General features: G+C 49.4%; 4 protein-coding genes, 21 tRNA genes and 4 rRNA genes (1 of these 29 running past the window's edge). 26 read left to right on the top strand and 3 right to left on the bottom strand.

Annotation, left to right across the window (positions count from 1 at the left end):
* From MHB54_RS11120 to MHB54_RS11010, 23 genes are all read left to right on the top strand, one after another.
* Positions 1-1540: ribosomal RNA gene (locus tag MHB54_RS11120) — 23S ribosomal RNA — on the top strand; it begins 1386 nt to the left of the window's first position.
* Positions 1541-1690: 150 nt separating this feature from the next.
* A 5S ribosomal RNA gene (gene rrf, locus MHB54_RS11115) occupies positions 1691-1807 on the top strand.
* 36 nt (positions 1808-1843) lie between these two features.
* Positions 1844-1920, top strand: a tRNA-Ile gene (locus MHB54_RS11110).
* A 22-nt stretch (positions 1921-1942) separates the two neighbouring features.
* Positions 1943-2018: transfer RNA gene (locus tag MHB54_RS11105), tRNA-Ala, on the top strand.
* 4 nt (positions 2019-2022) lie between these two features.
* Positions 2023-2098: transfer RNA gene (locus MHB54_RS11100), tRNA-Asn, on the top strand.
* A gap of 34 nt (positions 2099-2132) precedes the next feature.
* A tRNA-Met gene (locus tag MHB54_RS11095) sits at positions 2133-2206 on the top strand.
* A gap of 3 nt (positions 2207-2209) precedes the next feature.
* A tRNA-Ser gene (locus MHB54_RS11090) sits at positions 2210-2301 on the top strand.
* 32 nt (positions 2302-2333) lie between these two features.
* Positions 2334-2405: transfer RNA gene (locus MHB54_RS11085), tRNA-Glu, on the top strand.
* Positions 2406-2411: 6 nt separating this feature from the next.
* Positions 2412-2487: transfer RNA gene (locus tag MHB54_RS11080), tRNA-Val, on the top strand.
* A gap of 30 nt (positions 2488-2517) precedes the next feature.
* A tRNA-Met gene (locus MHB54_RS11075) sits at positions 2518-2591 on the top strand.
* Between the two features lie 25 nt (positions 2592-2616).
* Positions 2617-2693 (top strand) — tRNA-Asp (locus tag MHB54_RS11070).
* Between the two features lie 66 nt (positions 2694-2759).
* Positions 2760-2832, top strand: a tRNA-Phe gene (locus MHB54_RS11065).
* Positions 2833-2858: 26 nt separating this feature from the next.
* Positions 2859-2934: transfer RNA gene (locus MHB54_RS11060), tRNA-Thr, on the top strand.
* Between the two features lie 4 nt (positions 2935-2938).
* Positions 2939-3024: transfer RNA gene (locus MHB54_RS11055), tRNA-Tyr, on the top strand.
* A gap of 19 nt (positions 3025-3043) precedes the next feature.
* Positions 3044-3116: transfer RNA gene (locus MHB54_RS11050), tRNA-His, on the top strand.
* Between the two features lie 17 nt (positions 3117-3133).
* Positions 3134-3208, top strand: a tRNA-Gln gene (locus tag MHB54_RS11045).
* A gap of 4 nt (positions 3209-3212) precedes the next feature.
* Positions 3213-3288, top strand: a tRNA-Lys gene (locus tag MHB54_RS11040).
* A 14-nt stretch (positions 3289-3302) separates the two neighbouring features.
* Positions 3303-3389: transfer RNA gene (locus MHB54_RS11035), tRNA-Leu, on the top strand.
* 6 nt (positions 3390-3395) lie between these two features.
* A tRNA-Gly gene (locus MHB54_RS11030) sits at positions 3396-3470 on the top strand.
* A 10-nt stretch (positions 3471-3480) separates the two neighbouring features.
* Positions 3481-3551, top strand: a tRNA-Cys gene (locus MHB54_RS11025).
* Between the two features lie 26 nt (positions 3552-3577).
* A tRNA-Arg gene (locus MHB54_RS11020) sits at positions 3578-3654 on the top strand.
* 22 nt (positions 3655-3676) lie between these two features.
* Positions 3677-3750 (top strand) — tRNA-Pro (locus MHB54_RS11015).
* A gap of 9 nt (positions 3751-3759) precedes the next feature.
* Positions 3760-3830 (top strand) — tRNA-Gly (locus MHB54_RS11010).
* A gap of 200 nt (positions 3831-4030) precedes the next feature.
* On the opposite strand, the gene MHB54_RS11005 is transcribed toward MHB54_RS11010, so the two are convergent.
* The 3 genes from MHB54_RS11005 to MHB54_RS10995 form a co-directional block, all read right to left on the bottom strand.
* Entirely contained in the window at positions 4031-5134 is a 1104-nt protein-coding gene (locus MHB54_RS11005; protein WP_023986656.1) for a PAS domain-containing sensor histidine kinase, read from the bottom strand.
* Positions 5127-5780 (bottom strand): response regulator, encoded by a 654-nt coding sequence (locus MHB54_RS11000; protein ID WP_023986657.1) that lies wholly within the window; start codon positions 5778-5780, stop codon positions 5127-5129. The genes MHB54_RS11005 and MHB54_RS11000 overlap by 8 nt, the downstream gene beginning before the upstream one ends.
* 143 nt (positions 5781-5923) lie before the next feature.
* Positions 5924-6373: a GAF domain-containing protein gene (locus MHB54_RS10995; RefSeq protein WP_028542674.1), complete on the bottom strand. Its 450-nt coding sequence runs from the start codon at positions 6371-6373 to the stop codon at positions 5924-5926.
* 299 nt (positions 6374-6672) lie between these two features.
* Here MHB54_RS10995 and MHB54_RS10990 point away from each other — a divergent pair, with 299 nt between their 5' ends.
* The 3 genes from MHB54_RS10990 (at position 6673) to MHB54_RS10980 (ending at position 12881) form a co-directional block, all read left to right on the top strand.
* The gene (locus MHB54_RS10990) at positions 6673-7413 is read left to right on the top strand and encodes a Crp/Fnr family transcriptional regulator (protein WP_023986659.1); all 741 of its coding nucleotides are present in this window, start codon (positions 6673-6675) and stop codon (positions 7411-7413) included.
* Positions 7414-7995: 582 nt separating this feature from the next.
* A 16S ribosomal RNA gene (locus MHB54_RS10985) occupies positions 7996-9551 on the top strand.
* Positions 9552-9955: 404 nt separating this feature from the next.
* Positions 9956-12881, top strand: a 23S ribosomal RNA gene (locus tag MHB54_RS10980).
* Together the 16S and 23S rRNA genes form the textbook arrangement of a ribosomal RNA operon.
* Positions 12882-12994: the final 113 nt, after the last annotated feature.

Raw genomic sequence — 12994 nt, 5'->3', positions numbered from 1 at the left:
TCGGGACCTAAGGCGAGGCCGATAGGCGTAGTCGAAGGACAACAGGTCGAAATTCCTGTACCACCGTAATCCGTTATGAGCGATGGGGTGACGCAGTAGGGTAGTGACGCGGACTGATGGATGTCCGTCTAAGCAGTGAGGCTGGTGTGTAGGCAAATCCGCACATCGTTAAGGCTGGGCTGTGATGGGGAGCGAAAATTGTAGTAGCGAAGGTCATGATCTCAGACTGCCAAGAAAAGCCTCTAGCCAGGAGAAGGTGCCCGTACCGCAAACCGACACAGGTAGGCGAGAAGAGAATTCTAAGGCGCGCGGAAGAACTCTCGTTAAGGAACTCGGCAAAATGACCCCGTAACTTCGGGAGAAGGGGTGCCTCGGTAGGGTGAATAGCCCGAGGGGGCCGCAGTGAAAAGGCCCAAGCGACTGTTTAGCAAAAACACAGGTCTGTGCGAAGCCGCAAGGCGAAGTATACGGGCTGACGCCTGCCCGGTGCTGGAAGGTTAAGGGGAGTGGTAAGCCTTCGGGCGAAGCTATGAACCGAAGCCCCAGTAAACGGCGGCCGTAACTATAACGGTCCTAAGGTAGCGAAATTCCTTGTCAGGTAAATTCTGACCCGCACGAATGGCGTAACGACTTGGGCGCTGTCTCAACGAGAGATCCGGTGAAATTTTAATACCTGTGAAGATGCAGGTTACCCGCGACAAGACGGAAAGACCCCATGGAGCTTTACTGCAGCTTGATATTGAATTTGGGTACGATCTGTACAGGATAGGTGGGAGCCGTTGAACTTTGAGCGCCAGCTTGAAGGGAGGCATCCTTGGGATACCACCCTGATCGTATCTAGGTTCTAACTTGGTACCGTGATCCGGTGCGAGGACAGTGTCAGGTGGGCAGTTTGACTGGGGCGGTCGCCTCCTAAAGAGTAACGGAGGCGCCCCAAGGTTCCCTCAGAATGGTTGGAAATCATTCGAAGAGTGCAAAGGCAGAAGGGAGCTTGACTGCGAGACCTACAAGTCGAGCAGGGACGAAAGTCGGGCTTAGTGATCCGGTGGTACCGCATGGAAGGGCCATCGCTCAACGGATAAAAGCTACCCTGGGGATAACAGGCTTATCTCCCCCAAGAGTCCACATCGACGGGGAGGTTTGGCACCTCGATGTCGGCTCATCGCATCCTGGGGCTGAAGTAGGTCCCAAGGGTTGGGCTGTTCGCCCATTAAAGCGGTACGCGAGCTGGGTTCAGAACGTCGTGAGACAGTTCGGTCCCTATCTGTCGTGGGCGTAGGAAATTTGAGAGGAGCTGTCCTTAGTACGAGAGGACCGGGATGGACGTACCGCTGGTGTACCAGTTGTTCCGCCAGGAGCACCGCTGGGTAGCTATGTACGGAAGGGATAAGCGCTGAAAGCATCTAAGCGTGAAGCCCCCCTCAAGATGAGATTTCCCAATTAGTAAGACCCCTTGAAGACGACGAGGTAGATAGGTTGGGGGTGGAAGTGCAGTAATGCATGGAGCTGACCAATACTAATCGGTCGAGGGCTTATCCTAAATAAAACGCAAATGAGTTTCGGATCCAGTTTTCAGGGTGTAACCTTGAAGGTATGTACAAGTGACATACGACAAGCGCATGGCTATTCATTCACACGATATGTGATGAAGCGAATAACCGTACGATAGAATTTACGATGTAAATTCATGTTTGGTGGCGATAGCGGAGGGGTTCCACACGTACCCATCCCGAACACGACCGTTAAGCCCTCCAGCGCCGATGGTACTTGGACCGCAGGGTCCTGGGAGAGTAGGACGTCGCCAAGCGATATCCTTTAAAGGATGATGAAGTTTTACATGTTAGGGCCTTTAGCTCAGCTGGTTAGAGCGCACCCCTGATAAGGGTGAGGTCGGTGGTTCGAGTCCACTAAGGCCCACCACTTCTAGAATAACAAAAAGATTGGGGCCATAGCTCAGCTGGGAGAGCGCCTGCCTTGCACGCAGGAGGTCAGCGGTTCGATCCCGCTTGGCTCCACCAATATTCCCTGATAGCTCAGTTGGTAGAGCACTCGACTGTTAATCGAGTTGTCACAGGTTCGAGTCCTGTTCGGGGAGCCATGTTTTGAATATTTCTGACTTTTATATATAAGGTGGCGGCGTAGCTCAGCTGGCTAGAGCGTACGGTTCATACCCGTGAGGTCGGGGGTTCGATCCCCTCTGCCGCTACTCGGAGAGATACCCAAGTGGCTATAAGGGGACCCTCTGCTAAGGGGTTAGACTGCGAAAGTGGTGCGAGGGTTCGAATCCCTCTCTCTCCGCCATAAATTTATTGGAATCAGAACTTATTTTGTAAGGCCCGTTGGTCAAGGGGTTAAGACACCTCCCTTTCACGGAGGTAACAGGGGTTCGAATCCCCTACGGGTCATAATATGGAGGCTTAGCTCAGCTGGGAGAGCATCTGCCTTACAAGCAGAGGGTCGGGGGTTCGAGCCCCTCAGCCTCCACCATAAGAAAATTTGATAAGTCCCTTTTAATGTCGCGGGGTGGAGCAGTTCGGTAGCTCGTCGGGCTCATAACCCGAAGGTCGTAGGTTCAAATCCTGCCCCCGCAATTAATTTCCTATTGGAAATGCCTCTGGAACTGTGGTGTAGAGGCCTAACATGCCTGCCTGTCACGCAGGAGATCGCGGGTTCGAATCCCGTCAGTTCCGCCATTTTAATCTCATATATAGTTGACATATATAGTGTGGATTATATGGTGTAGTAATAAAACAAAATATGGCTCGGTAGCTCAGTCGGTAGAGCAGAGGACTGAAAATCCTCGTGTCGGCGGTTCGATTCCGTCCCGAGCCACCTTTCAAGTGGGAAATGAGTAATGTGCCGGTGTAGCTCAACTGGTAGAGCAACTGACTTGTAATCAGTAGGTTGGGGGTTCAAGTCCTCTCGCCGGCACCATTTTGGAGGATTAGCGAAGTGGCCAAACGCATCAGACTGTAAATCTGCTCCCTTACGGGTTCGGTGGTTCGAATCCATCATCCTCCACCAGTCTTTTCATAATCATATGGCGGTCGTGGCGAAGTGGTTAACGCACCGGACTGTGACTCCGGCATTCGTGGGTTCAAGCCCCATCGGCCGCCCTTTATTCTTAATTTATTGGGGATTAGCCAAGCGGTAAGGCAACGGACTTTGACTCCGTCATGCATAGGTTCAAATCCTATATCCCCAGCCATTAAGAGCCATTAGCTCAGTTGGTAGAGCACCTGACTTTTAATCAGGGTGTCGAAGGTTCGAGTCCTTCATGGCTCACCATTTATAATTATTTTGCGGTCGTGGCGGAATTGGCAGACGCGCACGGTTCAGGTCCGTGTGGGCTAACCCCCGTGGAGGTTCGAGTCCTCTCGACCGCACCATATTTTGCGGACGTGGCTCAGCGGTAGAGCATCGCCTTGCCAAGGCGAGGGTCGCGGGTTCGATTCCCGTCGTCCGCTCCATTATCCATACGGCGCCATAGCCAAGTGGTAAGGCAAAGCTCTGCAAAAGCTTCATCCCCAGTTCAAATCTGGGTGGCGCCTTGACTGCTCATTATGGATTTAAATATGCGCCCTTAGCTCAGCTGGATAGAGCGTTTGACTACGAATCAAAAGGCCGGGAGTTCGAATCTCTCAGGGCGCGCCATTTCTTAAAAAAAGTATAATGTCGGGATGTAGCTCAGCTTGGTAGAGCACCTGGTTTGGGACCAGGGGGTCGCATGTTCAAATCGTGTCATCCCGATACTGATTTGCGGGTGTAGTTCAATGGTAGAACTCCAGCCTTCCAAGCTGGTAGCGTGGGTTCGATTCCCATCACCCGCTTTTTGCTATAGCGGATTCTTGTTGCCTCAGTGGTGACACCTTATAAATAAAGAGAGCCTGTCTGGGGACAGAGCTCTCTCTTTTTTTGTATTTATCTTCATGTACCCACAATGTATTGATTATTCATAATCTCGGTATCGGTGTATATCGTTCTGATCATACAACTGGTATACACCGATAACCGATCTAGTGGACAGTTTTTACACGGGAATGGTCAGCTGGATGGAGGTTCCCTCATCTGGAGCAGAGGTCATGCTCATAAATCCCCCTACCCCTCTAGCTCGTTCTTCCATACTGAACAATCCAACTCCCTCTCCTTGGGACTTTCCAGAGAATCCAATGCCCTCATCCCGAATGGTCACTTGTATCATTTCATCTTGATCCTCAACGTCGACATATGCCTCCGCTACATCTGCGTATTTGGCTACATTCGTTAATGCCTCCTGTACAATCCGATAAATTGCTATTTCCTTGCGAATATCAAGGCGTTTACGTAGAGTGCATTGAAAATGCACCTCAATCCCGTAATGAGAACAGAAGTTTTCAATATAGGTTCTTATAGCTGGGACGACACCCAAATCATCCAGAACTGAGGGACGAAGTTCCCACGCTAGACCACGAACATCTTTGATGATGTCGGTCACCTGCGAACGAAGACTCTCCAGAGCAGCACTAGGTTGTTCGGCAAGTTGGCTATCTAACTGAATAATAAGTGAAAACAAGCTTTGTCCTATCCCATCATGTAGCTCTCTTGAAAAGCGTTTACGTTCTTCTTCCTGTATTTGCATGACTTGCGTCATCATAGACTGGAGTTCTGCTTCTACTTTCTTCAGTTTAGTGACCTCATTGCGGATCGCTAAGTACTGATAGGGTTTACCTTCCTCGTCCATAAACGGAACGATCGTAGTATTCACCCAGTAGTAGCTGTTATCTTTAGCACGATTACGTATTTCTCCTTGCCATACCTCACCTGAACGGATTGTAGTCCACAGGTTTTTCATGAAGGCAGGGGTATGATAGCCTGAATTAATGAGACGATGATCCTGACCGATCAGCTCTTCACGACTGTATTGCGAAATCTCACAAAACTTGTCGTTCACGTACTGAATAATACCTCGATGATCGGTCAAAGCAACAATGGAAGACGTATCTAGAGCAAATTTTAGATTGGATAGTTGGTGGAGTGAGTTACGTAGTGCATGGAGAAAAGGGGACTCTGGTATATAAATTTCTAGATCATTCAGCAATGTATCGGTTGATTCACCAAAGGCATGCTGCAGTAAAGGATTAGAAGGTTCATTCATAATGGAGCAGCCCCTTTTTTAGTGCGAATTTGACTAGCTCAGGTCGTGTTTTCAAGTTAAGCTTCTCCATAAGGTTACTTTTATGGGACTCTACGGTTTTGACGCTAATCACTAGGTGCTCGGCAATTTCCTTGTTGGCATATCCTTTGGCTACCCACGATAGAATCTCCTTTTCCCGCTCAGATAGGGATTCATAGGGTCCGGCTATGCCTTCCTGTTTGATTTTGTCCAGATATTCACTCATCAGTCGTTTGGTTGCATTCGGGTACAAATAGGCACTACCCTCGGCTACAGACTGGATGGCAGCGAGCAACTCCTCGTGAGGTGCGCTTTTTAAAATATATCCGGATGCTCCAGCCTGAATGGCCCGGAACAGATATTCTTCATCATCATGCATTGTTAAAATAAGGACTTCTGTGTCGGGCAACTTTTTTTTTAATTCAGTGGTTGCCGTGAGACCATCTTTGCCAGGTGGCATGCTAAAATCCATGAGCACCACATTAGGTTGTAGCTCCACTGCCTTGTGGATTGCCTCATCCCCGTCTGCTGCATCTCCTACTACCTTGATACCGTTTTTGCCGTCCAATAGGGCCATGAGGCCAGAACGTACGACAACGTGATCATCCACTACTAGTATACGAATCAATTTGTCATCCCCTCGAACGGTAAAAAAACCGTGCGTTTTGTCATAATCATAGCAAATTTTAGGGATTTCAATCAACAAAGATAGTTAGGGACAGTCATATCAAGTATTTTATGAGTTTCATTATCTACAGAAACATTGTTGATCTATGGAGTAAGAGGGTAAGCACATAGTTGGCTAAGGCGTTGAGCGACTTGAGTGGCCTCGGCTACATCAGACTCTGTGAACATCCTCACATCACGATTACCAAGAAGCAGCACACCGTTGGGCAGATCCCCTGTGCTGGAAAAGGGAATAGCAACAGCAGAGTGAAGCTGCTCGGCCAGCATTAGTGCACATTCCTGACGCAAACGTATACTACCTGATAGCAAAGCACTTACAGTCACGGTACGTCCCAAGCGAACAGCCATCCCGGCAATACCATGGCCAATCTTAAAAGAAATAAGACGATAGCGATTGCTTCGGCTACCGGAGGCGTAATACCAATGCAACTTACCACCCGACTTGGACATAAATGCAAGGGCAGTGAGATCACCATAAATAGTATCTCTCAACTGATTCAGTTCTTTTCGCATTTCATCCGTTATTTGTAGCATAGAAGACACATCCTTTTTCATAACCAAACTATATCTCTAATTCATTGTAGTTCCGACAGTTACAAAAGTAGATCAGGGAACCCCCTGATCTATAGGCGCAGGAAACACTGACTTTTCATCTGGTCGGGTAAGGAGTAGGGAAAAGGCCGATAAATGGGGCATTAGCTTACCTCGGAAGTGATATTTATCACAGTAAATCAGGGAGTAGGAAGGTATAAAATCAGGTGTTCTCCCGATAACAACCCAGGCATTAAAACATTATGATATAGATATCAGGTAAACACGAGGAGGACGCTAACATGCAAGCCACTTGTATGGAACGGTTTGGGGACGAAGCGGAACGCACGGGAATTCAGATTTATTTGACAGAAGAACATTTGGATCTGCTAAAAGATATTATGTCCTGGAAGAAGGTAAAGGCAGGCGTTATGCTTTTCCGAGAGGGCGATGATGCAGAGCAGCTTTATTATATACATTCAGGTCATGTTAAACTTCGTAAATCGACAGAAGATGGTAAAGAACTGATTCTGACCATTCAGCATCAAGGTGACTTAATTGGGGAATTTAGCGGGATAGATGGAGAAGAGTATAGCTGCACTGCGGAAACAGCCGATGTGTGTGAGTTAGGCGTCGTGCTTGTTAAGGATCTGGAGTCGCTCTTGTCCAAAAATGGGGAAATGGCACTTCAGTTCATCCAGTGGATGGCGATGAAGCAACGCATTATGCAATCGCGCTTTCGGGACTTACTGTTGTATGGTAAAACTGGAGCGCTAGCGTCTACATTGATCCGTGCTAGCAATACATGTGGCGTGGCTGTGAAGGATGGCATTTTACTAAATATGAAGCTTAGTCACTCCGAATTAGGTGAGATGATTGGAGCGACACGAGAGAGTGTGAACCGGATGCTGAGCGCGCTGAAAGAGCAGGGAACCCTAGATACAAGGGATGGAAAGATTGTCATTCACGATCTCAAGGTATTACGTGGCATGTGCTGCTGTCCTTCGTACGGCCAATGTGCCCATGAAATTTGTCGCCTCTAATATTATGAATACCATTAGGCGGGGTCCAAGAGGCTTCGCCTTGTTGCATGTCTTCTAACAATCTAGCACATGGGGTAACGGGGTTAACGAACAAAATAGATTACAAAAAAACTAATTAACGTCGTATAGCGGTTAATTACCAATAATATATTTATATTAAATGGAACTGAACACATGACATTTTATGAACTAGCTGTTTTGAAATAACATTGGAGCTAATAATGGTTGACTAAACGGTGAAAGGGATTTTAAGTTTGAAAAAGGGATTATTTACAAGTTGCTTTCTTTTGCTGAAAATGATATATTATTTGAGCTGACAATAAAACAGCAGTTTCAAAAGCGAAAAACTTGGGTGAAACGATCTTCAAAAAAAGAAAAAATAACCCTTGTATTTTTGAAACGAACATGATATGATCTTATAGCTGCTGAAAAACGCAGCGAAAGAGAAATGTTTGATCTTTGAAAACTGAACAACGAGTGAGTAAAACGATTTTGTTCGCAAAATCAAACAAGAGATATTTTTATCTCGTCAGTTTCAAAATGAGCTTATCGCTCTTTCTATAAACCAACTTCGGTTGGTCTTTAATGGAGAGTTTGATCCTGGCTCAGGACGAACGCTGGCGGCGTGCCTAATACATGCAAGTCGAGCGGGGTTGATTAGAAGCTTGCTTCTAATCAACCTAGCGGCGGACGGGTGAGTAACACGTAGGCAACCTGCCCACAAGACAGGGATAACTACCGGAAACGGTAGCTAATACCCGATACATCCTTTTCCTGCATGGGAGAAGGAGGAAAGACGGAGCAATCTGTCACTTGTGGATGGGCCTGCGGCGCATTAGCTAGTTGGTGGGGTAAAGGCCTACCAAGGCGACGATGCGTAGCCGACCTGAGAGGGTGATCGGCCACACTGGGACTGAGACACGGCCCAGACTCCTACGGGAGGCAGCAGTAGGGAATCTTCCGCAATGGGCGAAAGCCTGACGGAGCAACGCCGCGTGAGTGATGAAGGTTTTCGGATCGTAAAGCTCTGTTGCCAGGGAAGAACGTCTTGTAGAGTAACTGCTACAAGAGTGACGGTACCTGAGAAGAAAGCCCCGGCTAACTACGTGCCAGCAGCCGCGGTAATACGTAGGGGGCAAGCGTTGTCCGGAATTATTGGGCGTAAAGCGCGCGCAGGCGGCTCTTTAAGTCTGGTGTTTAATCCCGAGGCTCAACTTCGGGTCGCACTGGAAACTGGGGAGCTTGAGTGCAGAAGAGGAGAGTGGAATTCCACGTGTAGCGGTGAAATGCGTAGATATGTGGAGGAACACCAGTGGCGAAGGCGACTCTCTGGGCTGTAACTGACGCTGAGGCGCGAAAGCGTGGGGAGCAAACAGGATTAGATACCCTGGTAGTCCACGCCGTAAACGATGAATGCTAGGTGTTAGGGGTTTCGATACCCTTGGTGCCGAAGTTAACACATTAAGCATTCCGCCTGGGGAGTACGGTCGCAAGACTGAAACTCAAAGGAATTGACGGGGACCCGCACAAGCAGTGGAGTATGTGGTTTAATTCGAAGCAACGCGAAGAACCTTACCAGGTCTTGACATCCCTCTGACCGGTCTAGAGATAGACCTTTCCTTCGGGACAGAGGAGACAGGTGGTGCATGGTTGTCGTCAGCTCGTGTCGTGAGATGTTGGGTTAAGTCCCGCAACGAGCGCAACCCTTATGCTTAGTTGCCAGCAGGTCAAGCTGGGCACTCTAAGCAGACTGCCGGTGACAAACCGGAGGAAGGTGGGGATGACGTCAAATCATCATGCCCCTTATGACCTGGGCTACACACGTACTACAATGGCCGGTACAACGGGAAGCGAAATCGCGAGGTGGAGCCAATCCTAGAAAAGCCGGTCTCAGTTCGGATTGTAGGCTGCAACTCGCCTACATGAAGTCGGAATTGCTAGTAATCGCGGATCAGCATGCCGCGGTGAATACGTTCCCGGGTCTTGTACACACCGCCCGTCACACCACGAGAGTTTACAACACCCGAAGTCGGTGGGGTAACCCGCAAGGGAGCCAGCCGCCGAAGGTGGGGTAGATGATTGGGGTGAAGTCGTAACAAGGTAGCCGTATCGGAAGGTGCGGCTGGATCACCTCCTTTCTATGGAGAATCGTTTCCTGCAATGGAAACATTCAAATAAGCAAGTACAATGTACCTGCGACCGGATATTCAATTCGGTTCATCACGTTCGTGTGAATGAAATGAATATCCTTAACTTACTCACTCGTTGCTCAGTTTTGAGAGCTCAAACTCTCAAGCTTCGACGAATGTTTCATTCACACATCCGTGTGGAATCGAAATATTCATCGGATTTCGCTTCGAAGAGGCGAATTGCACCTTGAAAACTGGATACCGAAACGAAATTGCGTTTTAGAATATTCCTTTAAGCTGATCTTGTGTAAACAAGTGAAATAAAGGTAGCAGGTAAGGAAAGATCTTTTGCCTTTGGCAAAAATCATTCTTTATCGAACATCGACATTTTCTTTCTTTGAAAGAAAAGTCTAGGTTAAGCTACAAAGAGCACACGGAGGATGCCTAGGCGCCAGGAGCCGACGAAGGACGTGGCGAACAACGATAAGGCCTCGGGGAGCTGTAAGCAAGCTTTGATCCGGGGATGTCCGAATGGGGAAACCCGGCTGTCTTCATCGACAGTCACTTTCTGCTGAATACATAGGCAGAATAGAGGCAGACCAGGGGAACTGAAACATCTAAGTACCCTGAGGAAGAGAAAACAATAGTGATTCCGTCAGTAGCGGCGAGCGAACGCGGATTAGCCCAAACCAAGGAGCTTGCTCCTTGGGGTTGTGGGACGTCTCACATGGAGTTACAAAGGAACCGGTTAGATGAAGAGGTCTGGAAAGGCCCGCCAGAGAAGGTAAAAGCCCTGTAGTTCAAAACTTGTTCTCTCCGAGACGGATCCCGAGTAGTGCGGGGCACGTGAAACCCCGTATGAATCCGGCAGGACCATCTGCCAAGGCTAAATACTCCCTGGCGACCGATAGTGAAGCAGTACCGTGAGGGAAAGGTGAAAAGCACCCCGGAAGGGGAGTGAAATAGATCCTGAAACCGTGTGCTTACAAGAAGTCAGAGCCCGATCTATGGGTGATGGCGTGCCTTTTGTAGAATGAACCGGCGAGTTACGTTCCCGTGCAAGGTTAAGGTGAAGAGCTGAAGCCGCAGCGAAAGCGAGTCTGAATAGGGCGAATGAGTACGTGGACGTAGACCCGAAACCGGGTGATCTACCCCTGTCCAGGGTGAAGGTGCGGTAACACGCACTGGAGGCCCGAACCCACGCATGTTGAAAAATGCGGGGATGAGGTGGGGGTAGCGGAGAAATTCCAATCGAACCCGGAGATAGCTGGTTCTCCCCGAAATAGCTTTAGGGCTAGCCTCGGAAAAAAGAATCGTGGAGGTAGAGCACTGATTGGGTGCGGGGCCCGCAAGGGTTACCAAGCTCAGTCAAACTCCGAATGCCATAGATTTAGTTCCGGGAGTCAGACAGTGAGTGCTAAGATCCATTGTCGAAAGGGAAACAGCCCAGACCATCAGCTAAGGTCCCCAAGTGTGTGTTAAGTGGGAAAGGATGTGGAGTTGCACAGACAACCAGGATGTTGGCTTAGAAGCAGCCACCATTGAAAGAGTGCGTAATAGCTCACTGGTCGAGTGACTCTGCGCCGAAAATGTAACGGGGCTAAACACACCACCGAAGCTATGGCTTGATGCTTGCATCAGGGGTAGGGGAGCGTTGAATGCGGGTTGAAGGTGTACCGTAAGGAGCGCTGGACTGCATTCAAGTGAGAATGCCGGTATGAGTAACGAAAAGATCTGTGAGAATCAGATCCGCCGAAAGCCTAAGGGTTCCTGAGGAAGGTTCGTCCGCTCAGGGTAAGTCGGGACCTAAGGCGAGGCCGATAGGCGTAGTCGAAGGACAACAGGTCGAAATTCCTGTACCACCGTAATCCGTTATGAGCGATGGGGTGACGCAGTAGGGTAGTGACGCGGACTGATGGATGTCCGTCTAAGCAGTGAGGCTGGTGTGTAGGCAAATCCGCACATCGTTAAGGCTGGGCTGTGATGGGGAGCGAAAATTGTAGTAGCGAAGGTCATGATCTCAGACTGCCAAGAAAAGCCTCTAGCCAGGAGAAGGTGCCCGTACCGCAAACCGACACAGGTAGGCGAGAAGAGAATTCTAAGGCGCGCGGAAGAACTCTCGTTAAGGAACTCGGCAAAATGACCCCGTAACTTCGGGAGAAGGGGTGCCTCGGTAGGGTGAATAGCCCGAGGGGGCCGCAGTGAAAAGGCCCAAGCGACTGTTTAGCAAAAACACAGGTCTGTGCGAAGCCGCAAGGCGAAGTATACGGGCTGACGCCTGCCCGGTGCTGGAAGGTTAAGGGGAGTGGTAAGCCTTCGGGCGAAGCTATGAACCGAAGCCCCAGTAAACGGCGGCCGTAACTATAACGGTCCTAAGGTAGCGAAATTCCTTGTCAGGTAAATTCTGACCCGCACGAATGGCGTAACGACTTGGGCGCTGTCTCAACGAGAGATCCGGTGAAATTTTAATACCTGTGAAGATGCAGGTTACCCGCGACAAGACGGAAAGACCCCATGGAGCTTTACTGCAGCTTGATATTGAATTTGGGTACGATCTGTACAGGATAGGTGGGAGCCGTTGAATCTTGAGCGCCAGCTTGAGAGGAGGCATCCTTGGGATACCACCCTGATCGTATCTAGGTTCTAACTTGGTACCGTGATCCGGTGCGAGGACAGTGTCAGGTGGGCAGTTTGACTGGGGCGGTCGCCTCCTAAAGAGTAACGGAGGCGCCCCAAGGTTCCCTCAGAATGGTTGGAAATCATTCGAAGAGTGCAAAGGCAGAAGGGAGCTTGACTGCGAGACCTACAAGTCGAGCAGGGACGAAAGTCGGGCTTAGTGATCCGGTGGTACCGCATGGAAGGGCCATCGCTCAACGGATAAAAGCTACCCTGGGGATAACAGGCTTATCTCCCCCAAGAGTCCACATCGACGGGGAGGTTTGGCACCTCGATGTCGGCTCATCGCATCCTGGGGCTGAAGTAGGTCCCAAGGGTTGGGCTGTTCGCCCATTAAAGCGGTACGCGAGCTGGGTTCAGAACGTCGTGAGACAGTTCGGTCCCTATCTGTCGTGGGCGTAGGAAATTTGAGAGGAGCTGTCCTTAGTACGAGAGGACCGGGATGGACGTACCGCTGGTGTACCAGTTGTTCCGCCAGGAGCACCGCTGGGTAGCTATGTACGGAAGGGATAAGCGCTGAAAGCATCTAAGCGTGAAGCCCCCCTCAAGATGAGATTTCCCAATTAGTAAGACCCCTTGAAGACGACGAGGTAGATAGGTTGGGGGTGGAAGTGCAGTAATGCATGGAGCTGACCAATACTAATCGGTCGAGGGCTTATCCTAAGAATAAAACGCAAATAAGTTTCGGATCCAGTTTTCAGGGTGTAAGTTTTGTATTGTATAAGCTCAAGTAGCTTATATGAAACAAGCGAACACACAGCATTTGGCGATGCTGA

This window comes from Paenibacillus sp. FSL M7-0802 (genome assembly GCF_038004945.1).
GTDB classification, from domain to species: Bacteria; Bacillota; Bacilli; order Paenibacillales; family Paenibacillaceae; genus Paenibacillus; species Paenibacillus polymyxa_B.
This window is presented reverse-complemented; position numbering and strand designations above follow the sequence as displayed.

Coding starts and splice junctions, on each gene's coding strand:
- MHB54_RS10990 (WP_023986659.1), top strand. CDS start 6,673: ATGCAAGCCACTTGTATGGAACGGTTTGGGGACGAAGCGGAACGCACG.
- MHB54_RS10995 (WP_028542674.1), bottom strand. CDS start 6,373: ATGCTACAAATAACGGATGAAATGCGAAAAGAACTGAATCAGTTGAGA.
- MHB54_RS11005 (WP_023986656.1), bottom strand. CDS start 5,134: ATGAATGAACCTTCTAATCCTTTACTGCAGCATGCCTTTGGTGAATCA.